The following is a 25758-nucleotide window of genomic DNA, read 5'->3' as shown; positions in this document are numbered from 1 at the left end:
ATGCCGAGCACACTAAAAAAAGAAGCTGACGCATAGTCAGCCTCTTATTCTTCATCTTCTTCCTCTTCACCTAGAAATGTGTTTAGCATTTCTTCGATCATATCCCATTCTTCTTCTGTTTCGATCGGCTGCAGTTCTCCCGCCTGCCCATCTTCTCCTGGGATAAAAGAAGATGCGTGAATTTCAATTTCTTCGTTGTCATCTTCTTCTGCACCGATTGGGTAGTACAAAACGTAAGATTTTCCGAATTCTTCAGATTCAAATGTAAATAGTACTTCGCAAAGTTGTTCGTTGCCGTCTTCGTCAACGACTGTAATGTGTTTTTCACCGTGTTCCATCATGTTCACCTCAATTGTTTATGGTCCAAATAAGATTGTAAAATCATCACCGCAGCCATTTTGTCGATCACCTTTTTACGTTTTTTTCGACTAACGTCCGCAGCGATTAACATTCGTTCTGCCGCCATGGTGGACAGTCTTTCATCCCACAAGACGACAGGAAGTGAAAACATTTGTTTCACTTGTTCGGCAAAGCGTTGTGTCGCCTCGCCACGCGGTCCAATTGTACCATTCATATTTTTCGGAAACCCGATCACAATTTCTTCGACCGCATATTTTTCAATTAATTGGCGCAAACGGTCAAAGCCGTATTCACCGTTTTCTTCATCGATACGAATCGTCTCGACGCCTTGAGCCGTCCATCCTAACTCGTCGCTTACGGCAACGCCGAGCGTTTTCGTTCCAAAGTCTAATCCTAAAATGCGCATGTGTCTATTCCTCACGATGTGTTCGTAAATAGAATTTCACTAATTCTTCAATTAATTCGTCGCGATCGACTTTGCGAATCATGTTTCTGGCATCTTTATGACGAGGGATGTAAGCTGGATCACCAGACAACAAGTAGCCGACAATTTGGTTAATTGGGTTATACCCTTTTTCCTGTAATGCGTCGTATACGGTAAGCAATACTTCCCGAACATCGACGTCCATCGGTTCTTCCGAGAAGTTAAATTGCATTGTGTTATCAAACGAACTCACCGTTTTTTTGCACCCCACTCTCACGTTCCACGAAATCTGGCATATCCATCCTTACATCCATTGTACACGATTTCCACCGTTTATTAAACAGATTTTACCCACTGTTCGACAAATTTAAGTGCTTCATCTACTTTATTCGCATCTTTTCCGCCCGCTTGTGCCATATCCGCTCGGCCACCGCCGCCGCCACCGCAACGCGTCGCCACTTCTTTAATGAGTTTTCCAGCGTGATAACCGCGGTCGATTAAGTCGTTTGTGACACCAGCAATTAAGTTTACTTTATTTTGTTGTACAGAAGCAAGTACAATGATCGCTGAACCTAATTTTTGTTTTAAATCGTCGACCATCGCACGTAAGCTGTTCATATCGGCGTTGTTCACTTTACTTGTGACAAGTGGAACACCGTTTACTTCTTTTACTTGGTTCACTAAATTTTCTGCTTCCATATGGCTTAAACGGGCAGCAAGCGATTCATTTTCACGTTGCAATTCGCGCATATCGTTCATGAGTGTATCGATGCGCGTTAACACATCTTTCGGATTCGTTTTTAATTTTTCCGCTACTTCTTTTAATAATGCAATTTGATCATTCATTAAACGATACGCAGCTTTTCCTGTAACTGCTTCAATCCGACGTGTGCCTGCCCCAATGCCCGATTCAGAAACAATTTTAAACAAACCGATTTCGGCTGTATTTTTCACATGGCAGCCACCGCAAAGCTCTAGGCTGTAATCGCCTACTTGCACGACGCGCACGATGTCACCATATTTTTCACCAAATAGCGCCATCGCCCCCATCGCTTTTGCTTCATCAAGCGGTTTATATTCAATCGCAACAGGGAGATTGCGCCAAATTTGCTCGTTAACGATCGCTTCAATTTGCTCGAGCTCTTCTTGCTTTACTTGACCGAAATGCGTAAAGTCAAAACGTAAACGATCAGGAGCAACAAGCGAACCAGCTTGGTTCACATGCACACCAAGCACATCTTTTAACGCTTGATGCAACAAATGCGTCGCTGTATGGTTTTTCACAATATCGACGCGCGCAGCTTCATCAACACGCGCGGTGTACGTGCCGTTCGTTTGAATGGTGCCATGTTCAACGACAATATGATGTAAATGTTGGCCGTTTGGCGCTTTTTGCACGTCTTTCACGTACGCCTTTCCTGTTTCACCTTCAATCCAACCGCGGTCAGCAATTTGTCCACCGCTTTCTGCATAAAACGGCGTTTCACGTAAAATCAATTGCGCTTCTTGTCCTTCGCTTACCTCATTGACAAGTTGTCCGTCTTTTACGATTACTTCGACAACGGAAGAAACAGAAAGCTGGTCATAACCGACAAACGTGCTTTCTACTTTAATGTCGCCTAATACGCCGCCTTGGACTTGCATCGAATCAACATCTTGACGTGCAGCACGTGCCCGTTCGCGCTGGCGCTCCATTTCACGTTCAAAACCGTCGTGGTCGACTTTCATTCCTTCTTCTTCCGCATACTCTTCCGTTAATTCCACAGGGAAGCCGTATGTGTCGTACAAGCGGAATACATCTTCGCCGCTAATTGTATCGCTACCACGTTGTTTTTCTTTTTCGATGACGCTTGCTAAAATTGCAAGTCCTTCATTTAACGTTTCATGGAAGCGCTCTTCTTCATTTTTAATTACTTTTTGAATGAACGATGCTTTTTCTTTCACTTCCGGGTAATAGTCAACCATAATTTCACCGACCACCGGAACGAGCTCATACATAAATGGACGTTGAATGTTTAATTGTTTCGCATAGCGAACGGCACGGCGCAATAAACGACGCAACACATAACCGCGTCCTTCGTTTGATGGAAGCGCGCCGTCTCCAATCGCAAACGTTACGGTGCGGATATGGTCTGCGATGACTTTAAATGCCACGTCTTTTTCGGCATTTGTACGATATGTTTCACCTGAAATTTGTTCTGTTGCGCGAATAATTGGCATAAATAAATCGGTATCAAAGTTTGTCGGAACGTCTTGTAAAATTGAGCACATCCGCTCTAATCCCATGCCGGTATCAATGTTTTTCTTCGGCAGCGGCGTGTACGTACCGTCAGGGTTATGATTAAATTGCGAAAAGACGAGGTTCCACACTTCTAAATAGCGCTCGTTTTCTCCTCCTGGATATAATTCCGGATCGTTCGGGTCGTTGCCAAATTGTTCACCGCGGTCATAGAAAATTTCTGTATTTGGTCCACTTGGACCTTCCCCGATGTCCCAGAAGTTCCCTTCCAATCGAATAATGCGTTCTTCTGGCAATCCAATTTCGTTATGCCAAATGTCAAACGCTTCTTCATCTTCTGGATGAATTGTCACAGAAAGACGGTTCGGATCAAAACCGATCCATTTTTCGCTCGTTAAAAACTCCCATGCCCAATGAATTGCTTCTCGTTTAAAATAGTCGCCGATCGAGAAGTTTCCGAGCATTTCAAAAAACGTATGGTGGCGCGCCGTTTTTCCGACGTTTTCAATGTCGTTTGTACGAATTGATTTTTGCGCATTACAAATGCGCGGATTGTCTGGAATGACGCGGCCATCAAAATATTTTTTTAACGTTGCGACACCGCTATTGATCCATAACAATGACGGATCGTCGATCGGAATAAGCGATGCGCTCGGCTCAACAGCGTGACCTTTTTCTTTAAAAAAGTCTAAAAACATTTGACGAACTTGAGCAGATGTTAGCTTCTTCACGTTTCCTTCCTCCCTTATAAAAATATAAAAACTCCCATCCCTGCTCAGGGACGAGAGCTTGCTCGCGGTACCACCCTGTTTATGGACAAAACGTCCATCACCTCAACCGCCGTAACGTGGCTTCGTCGGCAGGGTTTGCCTGCACTCAGGATTAGCGTTCTGTTACTCTTCATCTGGAATTTCTTTCAGCCACGGAAATTCCTCTCTGTGCGCCGAAAGCGCTTTAAGATGGGCTGTAACATACTTGATCCGTCATCGTTTTTGTATGTATTACTCTTGTGAAAATTATAGACAAGCCCCTTTTTTTTGTCAATTTGTTTTCAGCGAGCGAATGTGTACAAATGTCGCCTTAGCAATCGCAACGATCGGAACAGCAACAATTAAACCGATGATGCCACCGATTTCCCCACCAACAAATAAGGAAAACATAATAATAAGCGGATGTAAATGTACGCTTCTCCCTACAATAAGCGGGGATAAAATGTTTCCTTCAATGAACTGCAATAAAAAGACGATTCCAACAGTAAGAAGCAGTTTGTTTACTGATACGGTTGCAGCAATAATCGCCGCTGGAATAGCTCCAATAATTGGTCCGAAATACGGGATGACATTTGTAACCCCGATGATCATGCCAAGCAAAAGCGGATATTTCATATCAATAAGCCAAAACGAAAGCGTAGCAGCCGTTCCGATCAAAAAACAGACGAACAATTGTCCACGAATATATCCACCGAGCGTTTGATCAACGTCGCGTAAAAATTGCATACCTTTATGGCGCCATTTTTTCGGAGTCCATTCCCATGCTGCTTTTTTAATGAGTTCGATATCTTTTAACATGTAAAAAGCGATGAACGGGATAATAAAAAGGACGATGAGCCGATTGATGAATTGTTTTAATCCGATAATCATACCTGTCACAGCCTCGCTAATAAACGTTTCCGCTTCCGAAACCATCGTTTCAATTCGTTGATGAACATCGTAAGGCCACGTAGCCGTTTCTTCATGAATATAATTCGTCCATTGTTCATACGTACGAACAAATATCGGTAAGCTTTTATTTAAATCTTCTAGCTGGGCAATAAACAACGGTGTGCCTTTATAAACCGCAAAACCGATCCCGCCAAAAAATAACGCATAAATGGAAAGAATGGCAAGCGCTCTCGGCATGCCGCGTTTGTGGACGTATTCAACAACAGGATGCAATAAGTATGTAATGAACGCTGCGATAAGAAAAGGAGTTATAATTTTAATAAACATATGTAAAAATGGTAGCCATACAGATTTGAGTTTCACAACGAAGTAAATAAAAATTAAAACTAATAACATTTTCGTTAAGCGAACGAAAAAATGAAGATGCGGATGTTCCAAACTAATCCCTCCCTTACTTCTATAGTGTGAGGACAAATAGAAGATGTTATACAAAAAACGGCAACCTCAAATGAGATTGCCGCCTCAAATGAGATTGCCGCCTCAAATGAGATTGCCGCCTCAAATGAGATTGCCGCCTCAAATGAGATTGCCGTTCTTCGCTACATAAATGGACGCAACATTTTTTTGCCGACTTTTCTCACGTTGCGCATGTTCATGCCACCGTTTCGTTGCGCTAATTGATACGCTGCCACTCCTGCACCGATCGCAATTAAAGAAGCGATTGTTCGATTCATCGTCATTCTCCTTTCATTACGAAAGCAAAGTTCGTTCGTGTTCGCTAAACAAATCGTCAAGCGAGCTAAGCGTTCCATCTTCTTCGACTTGGTGCGTATAAATCATTCCTTTTTGAACGGTTAGCTCAATAAAGCAATTCCAGCAATAATATTGATTGACGCCGATTTTTCCTAAATCTTTGCTTTGACAGTTCGGACACTTTAACATAAAAAGGCACGCTCCTTTTTATTTTTTCTTCTATCTTTGTCATTTTTTTACGAAAACATACATCATTGAAAAAGAAGCGTGCCGATATGTGTGTGTCCATCATTATGTTGCGTCATTTTCCATAAAGTCATACGGGGTAACACCTTCCATTCCGATGTTTGCATCTTCCATCGGAAGTAACTGTTGTTCAGGCGAAATGATCGCTGTTAATTTTTCGTATAACGTCGTTTGTCTCGTTCCGTCATCTGTTCGCATGACCCCGAGTTGGAACGCTTCTTCTTCACCACATAAAATTAAATATTGCTTACTGCGCGTAATGGCTGTGTATAATAAATTGCGCCGAAGCATGCGATAATAACTTTTTACAACAGGCAAAATGACGATCGGAAATTCGCTTCCTTGCGATTTATGAATCGAACAACAATATGCGTGCGTAATTTGGTGCAATTCCTGTTTCGGATACGTCACTTCATTTCCATCAAACGAAACGACGACGAGATCTTGTTTTTCCACATTTTCATTTGCATAAAAAATGGCAACAATCTCGCCGATGTCTCCATTAAATACGTTTTCATCCGGCTGATTGACCAACTGCAATACTTTATCCCCTACACGATAAACGACATCACCAAAAGTAAGCTCTCGTTTATTTTCGTGTTTTGGATTAAATAATTGTTGTAGCGTCTCATTGAGTCGATCAATTCCCGCATGACCGCGGTACATCGGTGCGAGCACTTGAACATCCTTCGCCCGATACCCTTTTTGCTTCGCATTTTCAGCTACTTTTTTTACAACGTCAACGACTTGGGCACTCGTACAACGAATAAACGAGCGGTCTTTTTGAGGGATCGTCAAATCATGTGGAATGTTTCCATCTTTAATCGCATGAGCAAGCGAAATGATCGACGAACCTTCTGCCTGACGATAAATGTCTGTTAAGCGAACGGTCGGAATGACGTTGGCACGAAGTAAGTCTTTTAACACTTGTCCCGGTCCGACAGACGGTAATTGGTCTTCATCGCCAACAAAAATGACTTGCATCGTTGATGGAACAGACTTTAACAACTGATTCGCCAGCCATGTATCGACCATTGACATTTCATCGACGATTAACAACTTTCCGTAAATCGGTTCGTCTTCCCCGCGTTGAAACCCGTCACCACTCCAGCCGAGCAAACGATGGATCGTCATCGCCGGCAAGCCAGTCGATTCCGTCATTCGCTTCGCTGCTCGTCCGGTTGGAGCAGCAAGTAAAATGGGAAACGGCTCGTCCGCATCATAGCTAACAGGATCAAGCGACAGCCCGTGCAACTTGGCGAATAAATGAACGATGCCGTTAATGACCGTCGTTTTTCCTGTCCCTGGTCCGCCTGTTAAAATGAACAACGGGGAACAAAGCGCTTGTTGAATCGCCTCTTTTTGTTTTTGCGAATATTGAATGTTTGCTTCTTCTTCCCATTCACCAAGCGCTAGTAAAAATTCGGCTTCAGAAAATGTTGACATATCGGATTGTTGCAATAGCCGCTTGACGTTTGACACGATGCCTTTTTCCGCAAAATATAACGAAGGGATGTAAAAACGATCTTCTTCAACAATTAACTTCCCTTCTTCAGATAAATGGACCATTTCACGGGAAATGCAAGCGACGTCGACAAGTTCTTGACGTTTTGCTTCTAACAGTTGTTTTACTTCTGTAAGCAGCTGTTCATACGTCATATACACATGTCCTTCCTGCATGCAATGTTGTTCAATGACGTATAAACAACCTGCCCGAATACGATCGGGATGATTACCAGAAATGCCAAGCTGCAAGCCGAGATCATCTGCACGTCCAAATCCGATTCCTTCAACATCTTCCACGAGTTGATACGGATTTGTGCGAATGATTTGTAACGTTTCATCTTTGTACACTTGATAAATTTTCATCGATAATTGAGGTCCAAACCCAAATTGCGACAAAGCGATCATAATTTGTTCTAATCCTTCATGTTCGCGCAACGTCTCATATAGCTGCTTCGCCTTTGCTTTTGTTAGCTTCGGTACGTTCGCAAGCACGTCGGGATCTTCTAATATTTTTGAAATCGCTCGCTCCCCTAACGTTTCAACGATGGCGGTTGCTGTTTTTTTACCAATCCCTTTAAACATTCCGCCCGATAAATATTGAATCACTCCTTCTTTCGTTTCAGGAAACTCTTTTCGAAAATGATCGACAACATATTGTTTCCCAAAGCGCGGATGTTCTTTAAATGAGCCAAAAAACGTATATGTATCATACTCGCCCAGCAAAGGGAAATAGCCTGTCACAACAACATCTTTTTCTATATGCGCTTCATTTGTTTCTTCCACACGCACACGAATGACAGAATATAAATTGTCTTCGTTATGAAAAATTGTACCGACATGGACGCCTTTAATAAACGATCGTCCGTCTAAGTCTAACTGTTGTTGCAACCCCATCTCCCCCTTTTTTTATTGCAATGCCCGTTCCATTAGCTTTTTCCCGTGACCTGCTAACAAGTGATCGGGCTGAATGGCAAGCGCCTTTTCAAACATCGCATGTGCGGTTTTCGGATCGTCTTTGTATGCATAGGCCACACCTAAATTGTAATACGCATCCGCATGTTGCTCGTTTAAATGAATCGTCCGTTCAAAATATGTCATCGCTTCATCCACAAACTGCAATTGTGCTAAGCAAAGCCCAAGCTGAAACGTCGCTTCCACATCGCGCTCGTTTAATTCTACTGCCCGCTGAAAATACGGCATCGCTAAACGTGGTTGCTCTAAATACATGAGCGACATGCCAAGCATAAAAAACACATCGCCATCCGTTAATCCTGCTTGAATCGCTCGCTCAAATTGCTCTTTTGCGCGATCGAATTGCTGGCGATTGTAATAAATCGATCCGAGTCCGTAATATGCGGTTGCGGCTTTTTCATCAAGCTCAAGCGCCTTGTGAAAAAAGCGTATCGCTTTTTCTTCTTCTCCGACCGCTGCTAATACGTTCCCAAAATTAATGTACCCAACAGGGTTGTTCGGCTGTTGTTCAATCGCTTCATGGAAGCATTTGACCGCTTCTTCATATTTTCCTTGCTGCATATATTGAATGCCTTGCGCATTGTAATCCATCTCTATCACCTCATATTCAATATTATAACAAAAAAGCCTTCAACTCGTCTGTTGAGTTGAAGGTTAACCAACGTATGTGAGTTTTTCTCCATCGCGAAAGACTTGATCGATCGTTCCGCCACCGAGACATTGTTCACCGTTGTAGAAAACGACCGCTTGACCTGGAGTCACTGCGCGCACGCGCTGCTCAAATGACACACGCGCTGTCGTCTCATCGATCATTTCTACTGTTACCGGTACATCTGGTTGACGATAACGGAATTTCGCTGTACAAGCAATCGGTTCATTCGGTTTTCGATCGCTGACCCAATTGACGTTCGTTGCAATAATTGCATCAGAATAAAGCAATTCGTTATCAAATCCTTGTGCAACGTATAAAATGTTGTCTTTTAAATTTTTCCCAACAACGAACCAAGGCTCTCCGCTACCACCAATACCAAGTCCGTGGCGTTGTCCGATCGTATAGTACATTAAGCCATCGTGCGTACCTTTTACTTCTCCATCGAGCGTTTGCATTTGACCAGGTTGGGCAGGTAAATAATTGCTTAAAAACTGTTTAAAATTGCGTTCACCGATGAAACAAATGCCGGTGCTATCTTTTTTTCCTGCTGTCGCAAGTCCGGCTTCTTTCGCTATTTCACGTACTTGCGCTTTTTGTAATTCGCCGATTGGAAACAACACTTTTGATAATTGTGCTTGCCCGAGCTGATTTAAAAAATACGTTTGATCTTTGTTTGCATCTAATCCGCGCAACAATTGATATTCTCCATCGCGATAGGCAACGCGGGCATAATGTCCTGTCGCTAAATAGTCCGCTCCAAGCGCCATCGCATGTTCTAAAAATGCTTTAAACTTAATTTCTTTATTGCACATCACATCTGGATTTGGCGTACGCCCTGCTTTATATTCGTCTAAAAAGTACGTAAATACTTTTTCCCAATATTGCTTTTCGAAGTTGACCGCATAATACGGAATACCAATTTGGTTGCAAACACGCACGACATCTTCGTAATCTTCCGTTGCGGTACATACACCGTTTTCATCGGTGTCGTCCCAGTTTTTCATAAAAATGCCGATGACATCGTACCCTTGTTGTTTTAATAAAAGGGCGGCAACAGATGAGTCGACCCCACCCGACATTCCAACAACAACTCTTGCCATCGTTTTCACCCCTTTCACGCTTTTGTTAGTCGCTTCACAATTTTTGCAATTTCATATGCGGCACGTTCCACTTGTTCAATCGTATTGCCATATCCAAAGCTGAAACGAACAGAAGAACGAATGCGTTCGGAATCATTTCCGTACATCGTCACTAATACATGTGACGGATCAATGGAACCAGCCGTACATGCCGATCCGCTCGACGCTGCAATGCCCGCTAAATCTAAATTGACAAGCAACGCTTCTACATTTGTGCCGAAAAACGCAACATTTAATACATGTGGCAAACGATTTGTTTCATGACCGTTTACCGCGTAATGAATCCCTTCTTGTTCAAATGTCGTCAACATGATGCGTTGAAACTGTTCGTACAACGCTCGTTTGTCAGCCATCATTTGTTGAGCGAGTTCAGCTGCTTTTTGTAATCCGACAATACCTGGTACATTTTCTGTTCCTGCTCGCCGCTTCCGCTCTTGTTCCCCTCCGTATATGTGCGGGGCAAGTCGAACGCCTTCACGCACATATAAAAAGCCTACTCCTTTTGGCCCATTAATTTTATGGCTGGATACGGAAAGTAAATCAATGCCAAGTTCACGCACATCAATCGGAACGAGACCATACGCTTGTACTGCATCCGTATGAAAATACACATCGTGGTCATGAAGCAATTGACCGATATCATGAATTGGTTGCAACACACCTGTTTCATTGTTGCCAAACATGATAGAGACAAGAACTGTATCATCGCGCAAAGCGCTTTTTACTTGTTCAACAGAAATGATGCCATACTCATCAACAGGCAAATACGTCACATCAAATCCTTGTTTTTGTAAATATTTGCACGTATTTAATACGGCATGATGTTCCACACACGTTGTAATGATATGACGACCTTTCTCGCGATTCGCCATCGCTACGCCGATGATCGCTAAATTATCGGCTTCCGTTCCACCGCTTGTAAAAATGATTTCGTTTGCTTTTGCTCCAATCGTTTTTGCAATGGCCTCCCGTGCCTCGTCAAGCGCGCGGCGACTTTCACGTCCGAAAGAATGAATGCTTGATGGGTTCCCAAAATATGTCGTCATATATGGAATCATCGCCTCTACGACTTGTGGATGAACAGGAGACGTAGCTGCGTGATCTAAATAAATGCGTTCCAAATACATTCTCCTTTCCTAGATATAAAACATATATGCGTCACCGTGATCATCGGTATGGCTTGCTAAGTCTTCGAGCGTCGTGCTATCTAACACTTCTTTTACCGCATCACGAATGCGCATCCATAATTCGCGCTTTGCTGGTTCTTCATCTTCTAGTTCTTCAACGACTTGAAGCGGTCCTTCCAACACACGAATAACATCGCCCGCAGTAATTTTTGATGGTTCATCTGCTAAAATGTAACCGCCATACGCTCCGCGAACGCTTTTCACTAAACCAGCGTTTCGCAATGGGGAAATGAGTTGTTCTAAATAGTGCTCCGACAAATTATTCATTTGAGCGATCGATTTTAATGAAATCGGTCCCTCTCCATATCGTTTCGCCAACTCAATCATAATCGTTAAACCGTATCGACCTTTCGTAGATATTTTCAAACGAATCATCCCCTCATTCACTGTCAAAAGAAACACAAGCCATTATAACATAAAAATACGAAACAAAGGAACGTTACTGCTTTTTTCGTTCATTGAGCCGCTCATAAACGGAAGCGAATTGCTTTTCTTCGCCGTTTTGTTTCGGTTGATAATATTGCACTCCGATTAAATCGTCAGGTAAGTATTGTTGTGCCACCCAACTGTACGGATAATCGTGTGGATATTTATATCCTATTCCGCGTCCAAGATGTTTCGCCCCCGCATAGTGAGCATCTTGCAAATGAAGCGGAATCGATTGTCCTTTTCCGTTTCGCACATCTATAAGCGCTTGATCGATCGCTTTATATGCACTATTTGATTTCGGTGATAAACACATGTCAATCGTCACGACTGAAAGCGGAATGCGTGCTTCTGGCATACCGAGACGCTCTGCGGCTTCGATCGCGCTCATCACCTTCACACCGATTAGTGGATTGGCTAATCCAATATCTTCATAAGCAATGACTGCAAGGCGACGACAAACAGCGGTAAGATCGCCACCTTCAAGAAGCCGTGCTAAATAGTGAAGCGAAGCATCTACGTCACTGCCGCGAATACTTTTTTGAAAAGCGGAAAGTAAAGAATAATACGTATCTCCTTGTTTATCATACGTTAGCGACTTGTTTTCTACACAAGACAAAACAGCTTGCACATCCACAACAGCATATTGATCCCCTTGTTTCGTTGCATATACGACTTCCTCTAAAATCGTCAATGCCGCTCGAGCATCTCCGTTTGCCCCTTCAGCAATGATCGAAAGTGCCTCATCGCTAATGTCAATATGCCAATCGCCTAATCCTCGTTCACGATCGGCTAAAGCGCGGTGCAATAATGCGAGCGTCTTCTCTTTTGTCAATGGCTGCAACTGTTTTATTTGTCCTAAGCGACTGCGAACAGCCGGATTAATCGAATGAAATGGATTTTCTGTCGTCGCACCAATGAGGGTAATCAAACCACTTTCGACATGTGGTAATAAATAATCTTGTTGCGCTTTTGTGAAACGATGAATTTCATCAATAAATAAAATAACGTTGCCTTCAAAGCGAGCATCCGTCACTATTTCTTCCATTTCTTTTTTTCCGGCCGTCGTCGCATTGAGCGTATAAAACGGACGTTGTACCGTTCCAGCGATCGCATAAGCAAGCGATGTTTTCCCAACACCAGGCGGTCCGTAAAGCAATAACGATGGCACATAACCATTTTTAATCATTCGATATAGCGCTGTATGTGAACCGATGACATCGTCTTGTCCGATGACTTCATCAATCGTACGCGGGCGCATACGATAAGCAAGCGGTTCTTTCATTTGTCTCCCTCACTTTATTACGCTAGCGCTGCACGTAAGGCAGGAACAAACTGGCGCATATTGCTTTGTTGTAGATATAAAAGAAACGCATCGACAATCGCTTTTCTCGGCTCATCTCGCTCCACTTCTGTTTTCAATTGTTTCAACAGCTCCACCATATGATGATCGCTCGCTTCTTCGATCATCTCCTCAATAAGCGCAAGTGCGCGTGTTTTTTGCGCTTGGGCATCGTGGCTAAGCAACGGAATGTCGTGCTGCAAACTATCGACAAGGGTGTCAAGCCGCTCTATTAAAAAAGGGGCTAACCGTTGAAAAGGAAACGGCTTCTGTTCAAAAAGGGCAAAAAATAAATATTCTTTTAACATGCCGTTTAACATAATGGCGCAATCAAGCGCAAAGGGACGAATACGTTCTCCGTATACATCTATAAGTGATTGAACGTACCAGTCAAATAAATGGGAACGAATACGTAAAACGAGCGCATGAACGTCTTCACTTACTTTTTGAGCATGGTCACCCATATGCATTTGCACAATTTCCTTATGTTGTTCAAACGCCTCAATTTGCAAGGAAAGTTGTTTTAAAAATTTTTCGCGTGCCGTTAACAAACGATCAGAAGCGATACGGGCAAATTGTTGAAACAACTGATCGTAATGATACTGAAAAATCGACAACACAATTTCCTCTTTTGACTTAAAGTAATTGTATAGCGATCCTTTTGCTAACTGACTATGTTCGGCAATTTCTTGCATCGATGTCGCGTGATACCCTTTTTTCGCAAACAGTTTCATCGCGACTTCAATAATTTGCTCTTTTTTACTCATGCGGCCTCATCCTTATTGTTCATTTCTCATTTTATTATAACATAACAGGCTGACCGAATTTCAGCCAGCCTGCAACGATTATACTTGTCGTTCTTTTTTCGCTTGTCGGAAGAAAAATAGTTCGTATACAACAGGAACGAGAATTAACGTCAATAACGTTGATGACGTCAATCCACCGATGACCGTAATCGCTAACCCTTTAGAAATGAGCGTTCCCGATGACTTTGTCAACGCAAGCGGAATGAGTGCGGCCACCGTCGCAAATGCTGTCATTAAAATCGGGCGTAACCGCGTTTTACCTGCTTCAATAAGCGCTTGACGGATCGTCATTCCCTTTTGCTCACGATTTTGCCCGATGCGGTCAACGAGAACGATCGCATTCGTTGTCACAATTCCAATGAGCATGAGCAAACCGATCATGACGCTCACGGACATCGGTTCATTCGCGATAAATAAGCCGAGCAAAGAACCGATTGGAACGAATACAAGCGATGATAAAATAATAAACGGAATACGTGCCTTTCCAAACGTAATGAGCATCGTAATATACACAAGCCCAATCGCTACAACCATCGCTAAACCGAGCTGTTGGAACGTTTCTACCGTTTCATCGCTCCCGCCGCCGCCTTGAAGGGATACATCTTTCGGTAAGTCTACTTCATTTTTCACGCTATTAATTACATCTTGAGTTACTTGTTGAATGTTGTCTCCGACAATTTGCGCAGACACACGGGCGAACACTTTTCCATCAAGTTTTTGAATGGATGTAAATGTATCGACTTCTTGCACGTCTGCCAATTGTTTTACTGGCACTGGTCCGAACTTTGTGAAAATAAGCGTGTTTTCTAACTCTTCGATCGATGTCATTTGTTTGTCATATGACAATTGTACTGTCCGCTCTTCATCGTCTAACGTCAACGTGCTGACTTGAACCGGACGAGTTTGATCGGCGATTGTACCAAGAATTTGAAAGCCTGATACACCGTATTCCATTGCTTTATTCGTGTCGATGTTAACGACTACTTGTTTCTGTTTATCTGTAAAGTTATTTGTGACATATTTCAAATCATCGCGCGTTTTTAAGTACGCTTCTACATCTTTCGCCGCTTGTTGTAATGCATTTAAGTTGGTCGAGTACAAGTCAATATTTACGTTATTGTTTGACGGTGGTCCACCAGATTGCAATTCTTGAACGCCGACTTTTGCACCTTTAACCTCCGCTTGCACAATATTTTCCATATCTCGTTCTAGCTCTTTAATAAACGTGCTGACGTTGGCACTTTCTTTGAGCGTAATAAAGTAGTTCGCTTGATTTTTCCGTTTTAAGCCGCTACGGAAATCGCGCGTACCAATCCCTGCCGTCACTTCTTTAATTTCTTCTTTTTCACTAAACATCTTCTCGATTTTTAGCGACACATCGTTCGTCTTTTCTAACGGTGTCGATGACGGAAGTTCAATCGCTGCAATTAATGTTTTTTGTTCTTCGTTCGGGATAAATGTAAAGCCTAACTTCGGTACGATAGCGAATGAGCCACCGAGCAATAAAACAGACAAAAGCAAGACAATTTTTTTATGATCGAGCGCCCATTCAATCGCTTTACCGTAAGCTCGTTGCAACGCACCTTCTTTTTCTTCTGGCGGCACTTTTTTAAACGAAAACTTCGCTAAAATTGGAACGATCGTAATGGCCACAACGAGCGACATTAAAAGCGAAAACACAATCGTTAACGCAAATGGTAAGAAAAACTCGCCTGTCACGCCACCAACGAGGCCGAGCGGTAAAAAGACAACGACGGTCGTGATAGTAGACGATGTAATTGCCTTTAAAATTTCTTTCGTCGAGTCTTCGACAAGTTCATCTGTCATCCCGGTGTTTGACTTACGCACGCGACGGAAAATGTTTTCGATGACAACGATGCTGTCGTCAACTACTCGCCCGACCGCAACGGCCATTCCACCTAACGTCATAATGTTTAAAGAAATATCCATCCGCTGTAAGAAAATAGATGCGACTAATAACGAAAGTGGAATGGAAACAATAGCAATGATTGTGGCACGCACGTTTCGTAAAAAGACGAGCACCGCAATGGAGGCAAACAATGCCCCAAGCAATCCTTCACGCACGAGCGTTTCGACAGACTTTTTAATTCCTTCAGCAGAATCAAATCCTATTGCATAGTCTATTTTGTCTTTATATTTGTCAAGTACGTTTAATACTTTCTCTGCCACTTCTACTGTGTTGGCATCTTGTTTTTTCGTAATGGCCATCGATAAAGATGGTTGTAAGTTGTAGCGCGTAATTTCTCCTTGGTCTGTCACTGCTTCAATCGTCGCTACATCTTTCAACGTAATTTTTGTGGGAGCTTGCTGTCCACTTGCTGGTGCTCCCGGTGATGCGTTCATCAATGGAGAAGATAACGGTAAATCTTCAAGTTGTTTAATCGTTTCAATTTTTTGTTGTACGCGAATCGGAATTTGTACCGTTTCTGTTTGAACGTTTCCGGCAGGGAACGCTAAAAATTTTTCATTAATTTGTTCTTTAATTTGCGTTAAGCTCAACCCATATTGCAATGCTTTTTGTTTATCGACTGTAATTTGAATCAAGTTTTCTTCCATCCCGCCAACCGAAATGGAATTGACACCGTTAATTTTTTTCAACTCAGGAACGATCGTATCATCTAGAAATTGCTGGATGTTCGTATCCCCTTTAGCAAACAGCGAAATGTTATAAATCGGGAACGTACCAAACGAGAAGCGATTCACTTTCGTCTGCACATTTTCCGGCAAATTCGCTTCTTTTATTAGCGACTCAACTTGCCGCTCGACTTCTTCCATGTCTGTATTAAATGGAAATTCGAGGTTAATGATTGCGATACTTTCAAACGATGTACTTTGGAGTTTTTTTACTCCTTCAATGGCTTTCAACTTTTCTTCCAATTTTGTTGTTACTTGCTCATTCATATCTTCTGGTGAAGCACCTGGGTAGATGACTTCAACAGACAGCTGCGGAAATTCAATGTTTGGCAACAAGTCTACTTTTAAAGAAGAAAACGAATATAGTCCACCTAATATGAGTAAAAATGAAATGATAAATACAGCGACCGCATTTTTTAAACTAAACCTTGTTAACATGCTCCTCTTCCCTTCTTTTTTATAGTATGACCAATTGGTCGTTTTTTACGACTATATAGTCATAACACGACTATAGTGCAATTTTTCTCATTTTGCAACTTCCGATGTGCACTAAAATAGAAAATAAAAAGCGCAAAGGAGTTCCCTTGCGCTTATTGTTGATCGACACGTTGGATCGGAATATCTTTTAATAATTGTTGTACGACGTGCGCCGCCATAATGAGACCTGCGACAGATGGAACGAACGCATTCGATGACGGCGGCATTTTTGCCTTACGAATGGTTGCCTCATCATTTCCTACTTCTTTTCGAACGTCTTCGCGAATGACAATTGGGCTTTCATCCGAGAAAACAACGGTGATGCCTTTTTTAATTCCTTCTTTCCGCAATCTCGTGCGAATAACTTTTGCAATCGGATCCGTATGCGTTTTTGAAATATCAGCAATGCGAAAACGGGTCGGATCCATTTTATTTGCCGCTCCCATGCTTGAAATAATTGGGATGTTTCGTTCTAAACATTGTTTCATTAGATGAATTTTATACGAAATCGTATCGGATGCATCAATGACGTAGTCAATATCGTACGAAAAAATTTGTTCATACGTCTCTTCTGTATAAAACATTTTTAACGCAATGACTTCGCATGCTGGATTAATGTCTGCGATGCGCTCTTTCATCACTTCTACTTTCGGACGACCGACAGTAGATAATAGCGCATGAATTTGTCTGTTCACATTTGTAATGTCAATATCGTCTTTATCGATTAAAATGAGACGTCCAACCCCTGAACGAGCAAGCGCCTCAACCGCAAATGATCCGACACCTCCAATGCCAAGAACGGCCACTGTGCTTTCGCTTAATTTTTTTAAACCTTCTTTCCCGATTGCGAGTTCATTACGAGAAAATTGATGTAGCATGTTTTGCCTCCCATATGTAAGTATTTCAATCGGATATACATGCATTATGGCACAAAAAAAGCCTTAACGTAAAGCATGTTCTTTACGTCAAGGCTTTATTCATTTTTGTTTCCTAAGTCCCAATCGTGCCGTCGCTGATGGCCTTTGTTTTGAACCCGCTCTCTCACAGGTGGGTGCCCTGTTTCAAGCTTATGTACGTCCTCTCTATGTAAATGAGGCATGTACGCCACCTGAAAACCCGGGCTCCCGTATCACACATTGTTCGGTCAAAACAATAGGTGATACGACAAACACATCAGGACTTGTTGTTAATTGTATGTTATCACACTTCGAACGTATTTGCAACGTTACAAATTTAATCTACTTTTTGAACGTCTTTGATTCGCAAATGTAATTCGTCTAATTGTGCTTCACTTACTGCACTCGGTGCTTCTGTTAACAAGCAGCTCGCGCTCGCTGTTTTCGGGAAGGCGATTGTATCACGTAAATTCGAACGCCCCGCAAGCAACATGACAAGCCGGTCTAATCCAAGCGCAATTCCCCCATGTGGAGGCGTACCGTATTCAAACGCTTCTAGCAAAAAGCCAAACTGTTCACGCGCTTGTTCTTCAGTAAAGCCGAGCGTTTTAAACATTTTTTCTTGTATATCACGCTCGAAAATACGGAGTGAGCCTCCACCTAGCTCATATCCATTTAACACAAGATCGTACGCTTGTGCACGAATGCTTGCTGGGTCTGTTTCAAACTTTGGCACATCTTCGCGCACAGGCATCGTAAACGGATGATGCGCCGCATAATAGCGACCTTCTTCTTCGTCGTATTCAAATAGTGGCCAATCTGTAATCCATAAGAAATGAAACGCTGATTCGTCAATCAACTGTAAATCTTTCCCTAACTTTAAACGCAATGCACCAAGCGCATCGGCAACAACCGATTTTTTATCAGCGACAAACAACAATAAGTCACCCGTTTCTGCTTCAAGTGTCTGCATCATTTGTTTTTGTTCATCTTCAGTGAAAAACTTAGCAATTGGTCCTTTTAAACCGTCTGCTTCAACTTTCAACCAAGCTAATCCTTTTGCTCCATAACGAGCGACATATTCCGTTAGCGCATCAATATCTTTACGCGAATATTTATCCGCTGCACCTTTAACATTGATCGCCTTCACTTGTCCACCGTTTTGCACCGCGCTTGCAAACACTTTAAACCCGCAATCTTTCACTTGCTCAGATAAATCGACAAGTTCAAGTCCAAAGCGTGTATCTGGCTTGTCCGAACCGTAACGCGCAATCGCTTCATCGTATGACATGCGCGGGAACGGAATAGGGATGTCGACTCCTTTTGCGACTTTCATGACGCGCGCCATCATTCGCTCGATCATTGCTAAAATATCGTCTTGACTCATAAACGATGTTTCAATATCGACTTGTGTAAATTCTGGTTGACGGTCAGCACGTAAATCTTCATCGCGGAAACAACGAGCGATTTGATAATATCGTTCAAAGCCAGCGACCATTAATAATTGTTTAAAAATTTGTGGCGATTGTGGTAACGCATAAAACTCGCCTGGATGTACACGGCTTGGCACTAAGTAATCGCGCGCTCCTTCTGGCGTGCTTTTCGTTAAAATCGGCGTTTCTACTTCTAAAAACCCTTCTTCGTCTAAAAAGTCGCGAATCGCTTTCGTTACTTGATGGCGCATTTGAAACGTCTGGAACATCACCGGGCGACGCAAATCTAAGTAGCGATATTTTAAGCGAACGTCTTCGGATACATCTGTTTTATCCGAAATCGGAAACGGCGGTGTTTTCGCCTGACTTAAAATCGCCACGTGCGTTGCATGCACTTCAACTGTTCCTGTCGGTAAATTTGGGTTCACTTGCCCTTCTTCACGTTGAACGACCGTTCCTTCTACATCTAGCACGTATTCGCTACGAATCGTTTCCGCTACTTGTAATGCTTCTTTTGACACATCTGGGCTAAATACAATTTGGACAATGCCTGTGCGATCACGCAAGTCAATGAAAATGAGTCCCCCTAAATCGCGACGTTTTTGTGCCCATCCTTTTAAACGCACCGTTTGCCCAATGGCTGTATGAGTCACTTCTCCGCAATAATGCGTCCTTCCAAACATATTTTCCCCTCCTATTGCAATACGTTTTTCATATGTGAAATAAATGTTTGAAGCGGTACTTCTTGTTGTTCACCGGTTGCCATATGTTTTACGTTAATGACACCTTTTTGCAATTCATCTTCACCTAAAATTGCAACATACGTCGCATGTAAACGGTCTGCGGCTTTAAGCTGTGCTTTCACTTTTCGATCTTGATAATCTTTTTCTGCCGAAATACCTTCTTTACGTAGCGCAGCAACGAGCGCAACCGCTTCTTCTTTCGCTTGTTCTCCTAAAGCTACAACATAACAGTCAATTCCTTCTGAAATCGGCAAGGAAATGCCTTCTGCCTCTAATGCAGCAAGCAAGCGCTCAATGCTTAAAGCGAATCCGATGCCTGGCGTTTCCGGTCCGCCAATTTCTTGAACGAGACCGTTATACCGACCGCCGCCACATAATGTCGTAATGGCGCCAAATCCTTCTGCCTCGCTCATGATTTCAAATGCTGTATGATTGTAATAATCTAAACCGCGCACAAGGCGAGGATCGACTTCAAATGCGATGCCAAGCTTTTGTAAATACATTTGTACTTTTTCAAAATATGTGCGCGACTGTTCATTTAAGTAATCAAGAATCGATGGAGCTGTGCGCATGAACTCATGCTCACGATCTTTTTTACAGTCTAAAATGCGCATCGGATTTTTATGTAATCGTGCTTGGCAATCTTCACAAAACTCATGAATGCGATGTTGAAAATGGTCGATGAGCGCTTGACGGTGCGCTTTTCTACTTTCGCTATCGCCTAAACTATTGATGACAAGTTTCAATTTTTTCAATCCGAGCGTATGGTAGATGTCCATCGCTAAAGCAATGACTTCAGCATCAATCGCTGGATCGTTGCTTCCGAGCGCTTCGACACCAAATTGAACGAACTGACGGAAACGACCCGCTTGCGGACGTTCATAACGGAACATCGGTCCCATGTAATACAGCTTTACCGGCTGATTCGGATATCCGTACATTTTATTTTCAACAAATGAACGAACGACCGCAGCTGTTCCTTCTGGACGAAGCGTTAAACTTCGACCGCCACGATCTTCAAACGTATACATTTCTTTTTGGACAATATCCGTTGTATCACCGACACCGCGCAAAAATAGTTCTGTATGCTCAAAAATCGGCGTGCGAATTTCTTGATAATTGTAACGACGACAAAGCTCACGCGCGATTTGTTCAATATATTGCCATTTTGCTGCTTGTTCTGGCAAGATGTCTTGCGTCCCGCGCGGAATTTGAAATGACATATCATTCCCTCCTTGTAGTTTTATGCAAATAAAAATCTCTCACCCCTAATAAATTAGGGACGAGAGACAAATTCCCGTGGTGCCACCCTAGTTGAAGCGCATGCTTCCACTTTCATCCGATAACGCCCGGAAAGCGTTCTCTCCTACTAACGATAACGCGTTCAAAGAGAAACCTACGGAGTGTTCGTTCGTTAAGTCATCATGGAGAAATGCTTCCAGCCTGCGGCATTTCCTCTCTGGCCATGTGTACTCTTAACTACTTTTCTCCATCATCGGCGAGATGTTGAATTTTCTTTTTATATTACGTACGAACAAACCATTTGTCAAGATGGCCTTTATTTTCCGAGATAACGAAGCAAACCGTTGCATATAGCTTCTGTGACCGATTGTTGATACGTTTGTGACACAACGAATGCTTCTTCGTTTGGGTTGCTTAAATAGCCGAGCTCAAGCAACACAGAAGGGCGGCTATTTTCGCGCAACACATGATAGTTGCCTACGCGAACACCACGTTGTTGAATGCCTGTTAATTGACTGAGCGGCTCAACAAGTGCATCGGCAAGCGAACGATCGATCTCTTTATAGTAATATACTGTTAAGCCGCTTGCGGTGCGATTTAAGGCGCTATCGTAATGAATGCTAATGAACGCATCTGCTTTGTTTCCCCCTGCAATATTGACTCGTTCACTTAGCGATAAAAACCGATCATCTGCGCGCGTTAAAATAACGTTAGCGCCCACTTGTTTTAGTTTTTCACTTAACAACAATGCCGTTTGCAACGTTAACATTTTTTCCATCGTCCCGTTGACACCTGTTGTTCCGTGATCTTTTCCACCATGTCCTGCATCAATAACAATCGTTTTCCCTCCCACCGTTTGAGGTCGAGGTGGAGAAGATTGTTTGCCTACTTGAACGACCCATTCGGCTACATATCCTACCGTTTGAGCATCAACTTGAATGACATACCATTGTCCTTCTTTTCGAATGACTGCAAACTGATCGCCGCGCTTTGCCTTAGCAATAACAGAAGATTGTATCGAAGGAGCGGAACGAATATTTGTATTATCGTATAACGTTTGGACGTATGTATTTTTTTCACTTTGCTCAGCATTTGCTATATATGAGCGATGCACCCAACCTTCTTTTCCATCCCAACGCACATACATCCAATCCCCTTGTATCATCGTTGCCGTTCCTTTTTCGTTACGATTGACATACCCGATGACCGCATATGTCGTTCCCGGTCCTTTCCGAAGCCGCAACCCATCTACTTGACATACGACCGACTGTTGTATTTGTTTTTTCGTTTCGTTCGGCTCATTTTGCACTTGAACGTATTTGCTATACACCCAGCCCGTTCGATTCGAAGCAAGCCGGATTTGTAGCCATTCTCCCCGCTTTTGAGCGACAGCATATTGCTTCCCTTTAGCTACTTTTTCTTGCACTGCAAACGCAAATCCTGGACCTGTACGAACATTGAGCTGATTGACAGCTATGCGCACGTTCATTGCTGCTGTCGCAGTTTGCACGATGAGCAACAAGCAACAAAAAACGAACAATGACGCCATAAGCGATTTTTTCATGTTGCAAATCCCCCTACGTTGTCAGTAGTCGCTATTTTATTTCTTCACAAACAAAAAAAATCCTTCTTTGAATGAAAAGGCAGAAAAATTGGGAATAATACGAACGACAATTGACGGGAAAGGAGACTTGCCATGCGCCATAGTGAAAAAGGAGAATTTGTTTATTCACAATCCCCACTTATGCACGTTGATTTTCATTCATTTATTCAAAAAGAAAACGAGCTCACATCGTTTGAACTCGCTTCTGAATTTGGACTTTCTCTTCGTGATGTACAAAAGCTGAAAAAACATGTAGCGCGAGGATAAAAAAAACCGAGCTCGTCCATATGCGAGCGCGGTTTTTATTTGCTTTCAACGATGAGCGTCACCGGTCCGACGTTTGTTAGCTCTACATCCATCATTGCACCAAATACACCTGTTTCTACGTGAATCCCTTTTTGACGCAATTGTTCATTAAACGCTTCATAAATATGCTTTGCATGTTCCGGTTTTGCTGCATCCATAAAGTTTGGTCTTCTTCCTTTGCGACAGTCTCCGTACAACGTAAATTGTGAAATCGATAAAATCGATCCGCCTACATCTAAAAGGGAAAGGTTCATTTTTCCTTGCTCATCTTCAAATATGCGCAAATGAGCAATTTTATCGGCGACAAATGCCGCGTCTTCCTCTGTATCGTCATGAGTAATACCAACTAATAACACGAGCCCAAAATCAATTTCTCCAACGACTTCACCAAAAACTGTGACTTTTCCATGTTTCGCCCGCTGAACAACAACTCTCATTGTGACAACCCTTTCTAGTTCATGATCCGCCTTACTGAATAAATGTCTGGGATTTGTTTAATGCGCTCAACCACTTTTTGCAAATGACTGACATTATGAATAAAAATCGTCATATGAATGGTCGCCATTTTATTTCGGTGATCTGTTCTTCCAGATACAGCCGAAATGTTCGTTTTCGTTTCATTGACCGCTTGCAATACTTCATTAAGCAGGCCACGCCGATCATATCCGGTAATTTCGATATCCACTGTATATTCCCGCTGACAGTTTGCACCGCTTTCCCATTGAACAGGGATAAGTCGCTCTTTTGCTTCTTCCACCAGCACGTTCGGACAATCAACTCGGTGGACAGAAACACCACGCCCTTTTGTAATAAAGCCGATAATTTCATCACCAGGCACCGGATTGCAACAACGCGACAAGCGAATAAGCAAATTGTCTACACCTTCGACGCATACGCCAAAATCCCGTTTTTTAATTGGCGTGACGTGTTTCGCTTCTTGTAACATATCAGACAAACGTTTCGCCTGTTCTTCTAAATCGCGTTGTTTCCGCCATTTTTCTGTTAAACGATGCGCTACTTGGGCAGCTGTAATGCCGTTGTAACCGACGGCGGCATACATATCTTCTTCATTGGCAAAGTTAAATTTCTCCGCCACACGTTTCGTATTTTCAGTTGTTAATACTTCTTTTACGTCAAAACCCATGTTGCGAATTTCTTTTTCAACAAGCTCTTTCCCTTTTTCGACGTTCTCTTCACGGCGTTGCTTTTTGAAAAATTGGCGAATTTTATTTTTCGCATGCGACGTTTGCGCAATTTTTAACCAGTCTTGGCTCGGGCCGTATGAATGATTGGACGTCAAAATTTCAACAATATCCCCTGTTTGAAGCGGATGATCAAGCGGCACCATTTTTCCGTTTACTTTTGCCCCAATCGTTTTATTTCCAATTTCTGAATGAATACGATAAGCAAAGTCAATCGGCACTGAACCAGCTGGGAGCTCAATGACATCGCCTTTTGGTGTGAAAACAAACACCATGTCAGAAAATAAATCCATCTTTAACGTTTCGACAAACTCTTCCGCGTTGTTCGTTTCGTTTTGCCATTCGACAATTTCGCGAAACCATGATAATTTTTCTTCAAATGTATTTGGGCGAATGGTCTTTCCTTCTTTATATGCCCAATGGGCAGCGATTCCAAATTCTGCAATATGATGCATGTCAAACGTCCGAATTTGCACTTCAAGCGGCTCGCCTTTTGGACCGACGACCGTCGTATGAAGCGACTGATACATATTCGGCTTCGGCATGGCAATATAATCTTTAAAACGCCCAGGCATCGGCTTCCAACATGTATGGATGATACCAAGAACAGCATAACAGTCTTTAATGCTTTCAACGATAATACGCACAGCTAGCAAATCGTAAATTTCGTTAAATTGTTTGTTTTGCAAAACCATTTTCCGATAAATGCTGTAAATATGTTTTGGACGTCCTGAAATTTCTGCTTGAATGCCGACTTCATTTAACCGTTCGCGCATTTCTTGAATGACTTCTTCTAAATATTGCTCGCGTTCCGCTCGCTTCTTTTTCATTAAGTTGACAATGCGATAATATTGTTGTGGATTTAAATAGCGAAGCGCTGTATCTTCGAGTTCCCATTTGATTTTTGAAATCCCAAGACGATGCGCAAGTGGAGCAAAAATTTCAAGCGTCTCATTGGCGATGCGACGTTGTTTTTCTAACGGCAAATGTTTTAACGTGCGCATATTGTGCAGCCGGTCTGCTAATTTAATTAAAATGACTCGTATATCTTGCGCCATCGCTAAAAACATTTTGCGATGATTTTCCGCCTGCTGTTCTTCATGTGATTTATATTTAATTTTTCCGAGCTTCGTCACGCCATCAACGAGCATCGCCACTTCTTTGCCAAACTCTTTTTCTAAATCTTCCTTCGTCACAGGTGTATCTTCAACAACATCATGTAAAAAGCCCGCCGCAATTGTCGCAGGGTCCATTTCCAAATCGACTAAAATACCTGCCACTTGAATCGGATGAATAATGTACGGTTCCCCAGACTTCCGATATTGCTCGCGATGCGCTTCTTTCGCAAATTCATATGCCCGTTCGATAAACTGTACGTCGTCTTTCGACAAATAACGGCTCGCCTTTTCAATCACTTGTTCCGCCGTTAATACTTGTTCATTTGCCATGCAATCACCTTTTATTTTAAACGTATTGTCAATATTATCA

General features: G+C 42.6%; 22 protein-coding genes, 1 other RNA gene and 1 other annotated feature. Of the genes, 1 reads left to right on the top strand and 22 read right to left on the bottom strand.

Features of this window, described 5'->3' with window-relative positions; genetic code table 11:
• Positions 1-44: 44 nt before the first annotated feature.
• The 20 genes from ABEV15_RS12225 to ABEV15_RS12130 form a co-directional block, all read right to left on the bottom strand.
• Positions 45-338 carry a DUF1292 domain-containing protein gene (locus tag ABEV15_RS12225; RefSeq protein WP_004889318.1) on the bottom strand — a complete coding sequence of 98 codons (294 nt, stop codon included), beginning with the start codon at positions 336-338 and terminating at the stop codon, positions 45-47.
• A 5-nt stretch (positions 339-343) separates the two neighbouring features.
• Entirely contained in the window at positions 344-766 is a 423-nt protein-coding gene (gene ruvX, locus ABEV15_RS12220; protein ID WP_498853362.1) for a Holliday junction resolvase RuvX, read from the bottom strand.
• A 4-nt stretch (positions 767-770) separates the two neighbouring features.
• On the bottom strand, positions 771-1037 hold the full coding sequence (locus tag ABEV15_RS12215; RefSeq protein ID WP_035046013.1) for an IreB family regulatory phosphoprotein: 267 nt from the start codon (positions 1035-1037) through the stop codon (positions 771-773).
• Positions 1038-1120: 83 nt separating this feature from the next.
• Complete coding sequence (gene alaS, locus ABEV15_RS12210) at positions 1121-3754, bottom strand: alanine--tRNA ligase (protein WP_498853361.1); 2634 nt, start codon at positions 3752-3754, stop codon at positions 1121-1123.
• 309 nt (positions 3755-4063) lie between these two features.
• On the bottom strand, positions 4064-5122 hold the full coding sequence (locus tag ABEV15_RS12205) for an AI-2E family transporter (RefSeq protein WP_429632193.1): 1059 nt from the start codon (positions 5120-5122) through the stop codon (positions 4064-4066).
• A gap of 161 nt (positions 5123-5283) precedes the next feature.
• Positions 5284-5424 (bottom strand): YrzQ family protein, encoded by a 141-nt coding sequence (locus ABEV15_RS12200; RefSeq protein WP_081253600.1) that lies wholly within the window; start codon positions 5422-5424, stop codon positions 5284-5286.
• A 10-nt stretch (positions 5425-5434) separates the two neighbouring features.
• Complete coding sequence (locus ABEV15_RS12195) at positions 5435-5626, bottom strand: YrzR-like zinc ribbon domain (RefSeq protein WP_064214427.1); 192 nt, start codon at positions 5624-5626, stop codon at positions 5435-5437.
• A 102-nt stretch (positions 5627-5728) separates the two neighbouring features.
• Positions 5729-8083 carry an SF1B family DNA helicase RecD2 gene (gene recD2, locus ABEV15_RS12190; protein ID WP_498853360.1) on the bottom strand — a complete coding sequence of 785 codons (2355 nt, stop codon included), beginning with the start codon at positions 8081-8083 and terminating at the stop codon, positions 5729-5731.
• Between the two features lie 12 nt (positions 8084-8095).
• Entirely contained in the window at positions 8096-8752 is a 657-nt protein-coding gene (locus ABEV15_RS12185) for a tetratricopeptide repeat protein (protein ID WP_004889307.1), read from the bottom strand.
• A 63-nt stretch (positions 8753-8815) separates the two neighbouring features.
• The gene (gene mnmA, locus ABEV15_RS12180) at positions 8816-9913 is read right to left on the bottom strand and encodes a tRNA 2-thiouridine(34) synthase MnmA (RefSeq protein WP_498853359.1); all 1098 of its coding nucleotides are present in this window, start codon (positions 9911-9913) and stop codon (positions 8816-8818) included.
• A 14-nt stretch (positions 9914-9927) separates the two neighbouring features.
• Complete coding sequence (locus ABEV15_RS12175; RefSeq protein WP_498853358.1) at positions 9928-11073, bottom strand: cysteine desulfurase family protein; 1146 nt, start codon at positions 11071-11073, stop codon at positions 9928-9930.
• A 15-nt stretch (positions 11074-11088) separates the two neighbouring features.
• The gene (cymR, locus tag ABEV15_RS12170; RefSeq protein ID WP_035020014.1) at positions 11089-11505 is read right to left on the bottom strand and encodes a cysteine metabolism transcriptional regulator CymR; all 417 of its coding nucleotides are present in this window, start codon (positions 11503-11505) and stop codon (positions 11089-11091) included.
• Between the two features lie 73 nt (positions 11506-11578).
• Positions 11579-12850 carry a replication-associated recombination protein A gene (locus ABEV15_RS12165; RefSeq protein ID WP_498853357.1) on the bottom strand — a complete coding sequence of 424 codons (1272 nt, stop codon included), beginning with the start codon at positions 12848-12850 and terminating at the stop codon, positions 11579-11581.
• 17 nt (positions 12851-12867) lie between these two features.
• The gene (locus tag ABEV15_RS12160; protein ID WP_498853356.1) at positions 12868-13674 is read right to left on the bottom strand and encodes a TetR/AcrR family transcriptional regulator; all 807 of its coding nucleotides are present in this window, start codon (positions 13672-13674) and stop codon (positions 12868-12870) included.
• Positions 13675-13752: 78 nt separating this feature from the next.
• Positions 13753-16806: an efflux RND transporter permease subunit gene (locus tag ABEV15_RS12155; protein WP_498853355.1), complete on the bottom strand. Its 3054-nt coding sequence runs from the start codon at positions 16804-16806 to the stop codon at positions 13753-13755.
• A 152-nt stretch (positions 16807-16958) separates the two neighbouring features.
• On the bottom strand, positions 16959-17723 hold the full coding sequence (locus ABEV15_RS12150) for a tRNA threonylcarbamoyladenosine dehydratase (RefSeq protein ID WP_219986028.1): 765 nt from the start codon (positions 17721-17723) through the stop codon (positions 16959-16961).
• Between the two features lie 112 nt (positions 17724-17835).
• Positions 17836-18028: non-coding RNA, 6S RNA (ssrS, locus tag ABEV15_RS12145), on the bottom strand.
• A gap of 50 nt (positions 18029-18078) precedes the next feature.
• On the bottom strand, positions 18079-19857 hold the full coding sequence (gene aspS, locus ABEV15_RS12140) for an aspartate--tRNA ligase (RefSeq protein ID WP_498853354.1): 1779 nt from the start codon (positions 19855-19857) through the stop codon (positions 18079-18081).
• Between the two features lie 11 nt (positions 19858-19868).
• Positions 19869-21140: a histidine--tRNA ligase gene (gene hisS, locus ABEV15_RS12135; RefSeq protein ID WP_498853353.1), complete on the bottom strand. Its 1272-nt coding sequence runs from the start codon at positions 21138-21140 to the stop codon at positions 19869-19871.
• A 52-nt stretch (positions 21141-21192) separates the two neighbouring features.
• Positions 21193-21422, bottom strand: a binding site (T-box leader).
• A 53-nt stretch (positions 21423-21475) separates the two neighbouring features.
• Positions 21476-22723, bottom strand: a complete 1248-nt coding sequence (locus ABEV15_RS12130; RefSeq protein WP_498853352.1) for an N-acetylmuramoyl-L-alanine amidase family protein — start codon at positions 22721-22723, stop codon at positions 21476-21478.
• 132 nt (positions 22724-22855) lie between these two features.
• On the opposite strand from ABEV15_RS12130, the gene ABEV15_RS12125 reads away from it, so the two are divergent.
• Positions 22856-23029, top strand: a complete 174-nt coding sequence (locus tag ABEV15_RS12125) for a hypothetical protein (protein ID WP_429632215.1) — start codon at positions 22856-22858, stop codon at positions 23027-23029.
• A 35-nt stretch (positions 23030-23064) separates the two neighbouring features.
• Here ABEV15_RS12125 and dtd read toward each other — a convergent pair whose 3' ends face one another.
• Entirely contained in the window at positions 23065-23505 is a 441-nt protein-coding gene (dtd, locus tag ABEV15_RS12120) for a D-aminoacyl-tRNA deacylase (protein ID WP_429632217.1), read from the bottom strand.
• Between the two features lie 14 nt (positions 23506-23519).
• Positions 23520-25718 (bottom strand): RelA/SpoT family protein, encoded by a 2199-nt coding sequence (locus tag ABEV15_RS12115; RefSeq protein WP_498853351.1) that lies wholly within the window; start codon positions 25716-25718, stop codon positions 23520-23522.
• Positions 25719-25758: the final 40 nt, after the last annotated feature.

It is taken from the genome of Bhargavaea massiliensis (assembly GCF_050480245.1).
In the GTDB taxonomy this organism is placed as follows: domain Bacteria; phylum Bacillota; class Bacilli; order Bacillales; family Anoxybacillaceae; genus Anoxybacillus.
This window is presented reverse-complemented; position numbering and strand designations above follow the sequence as displayed.

What these genes read in the sequence shown, in the direction of transcription:
- mnmA (WP_498853359.1), bottom strand. Translation starts at nt 9,913, where the DNA reads ATGGCAAGAGTTGTTGTTGGAATGTCGGGTGGGGTCGACTCATCTGTT.
- ABEV15_RS12200 (WP_081253600.1), bottom strand. Translation starts at nt 5,424, where the DNA reads ATGACGATGAATCGAACAATCGCTTCTTTAATTGCGATCGGTGCAGGA.
- ruvX (WP_498853362.1), bottom strand. Translation starts at nt 766, where the DNA reads ATGCGCATTTTAGGATTAGACTTTGGAACGAAAACGCTCGGCGTTGCC.
- dtd (WP_429632217.1), bottom strand. Translation starts at nt 23,505, where the DNA reads ATGAGAGTTGTTGTTCAGCGGGCGAAACATGGAAAAGTCACAGTTTTT.
- ABEV15_RS12130 (WP_498853352.1), bottom strand. Translation starts at nt 22,723, where the DNA reads ATGAAAAAATCGCTTATGGCGTCATTGTTCGTTTTTTGTTGCTTGTTG.
- ABEV15_RS12155 (WP_498853355.1), bottom strand. Translation starts at nt 16,806, where the DNA reads ATGTTAACAAGGTTTAGTTTAAAAAATGCGGTCGCTGTATTTATCATT.
- ABEV15_RS12185 (WP_004889307.1), bottom strand. Translation starts at nt 8,752, where the DNA reads ATGGATTACAATGCGCAAGGCATTCAATATATGCAGCAAGGAAAATAT.
- ABEV15_RS12165 (WP_498853357.1), bottom strand. Translation starts at nt 12,850, where the DNA reads ATGAAAGAACCGCTTGCTTATCGTATGCGCCCGCGTACGATTGATGAA.
- recD2 (WP_498853360.1), bottom strand. Translation starts at nt 8,083, where the DNA reads ATGGGGTTGCAACAACAGTTAGACTTAGACGGACGATCGTTTATTAAA.
- ABEV15_RS12195 (WP_064214427.1), bottom strand. Translation starts at nt 5,626, where the DNA reads ATGTTAAAGTGTCCGAACTGTCAAAGCAAAGATTTAGGAAAAATCGGC.
- ABEV15_RS12160 (WP_498853356.1), bottom strand. Translation starts at nt 13,674, where the DNA reads ATGAGTAAAAAAGAGCAAATTATTGAAGTCGCGATGAAACTGTTTGCG.
- ABEV15_RS12115 (WP_498853351.1), bottom strand. Translation starts at nt 25,718, where the DNA reads ATGGCAAATGAACAAGTATTAACGGCGGAACAAGTGATTGAAAAGGCG.
- ABEV15_RS12225 (WP_004889318.1), bottom strand. Translation starts at nt 338, where the DNA reads ATGGAACACGGTGAAAAACACATTACAGTCGTTGACGAAGACGGCAAC.
- ABEV15_RS12150 (WP_219986028.1), bottom strand. Translation starts at nt 17,723, where the DNA reads ATGCTACATCAATTTTCTCGTAATGAACTCGCAATCGGGAAAGAAGGT.
- hisS (WP_498853353.1), bottom strand. Translation starts at nt 21,140, where the DNA reads ATGTCATTTCAAATTCCGCGCGGGACGCAAGACATCTTGCCAGAACAA.
- ABEV15_RS12125 (WP_429632215.1), top strand. Translation starts at nt 22,856, where the DNA reads ATGCGCCATAGTGAAAAAGGAGAATTTGTTTATTCACAATCCCCACTT.
- aspS (WP_498853354.1), bottom strand. Translation starts at nt 19,857, where the DNA reads ATGTTTGGAAGGACGCATTATTGCGGAGAAGTGACTCATACAGCCATT.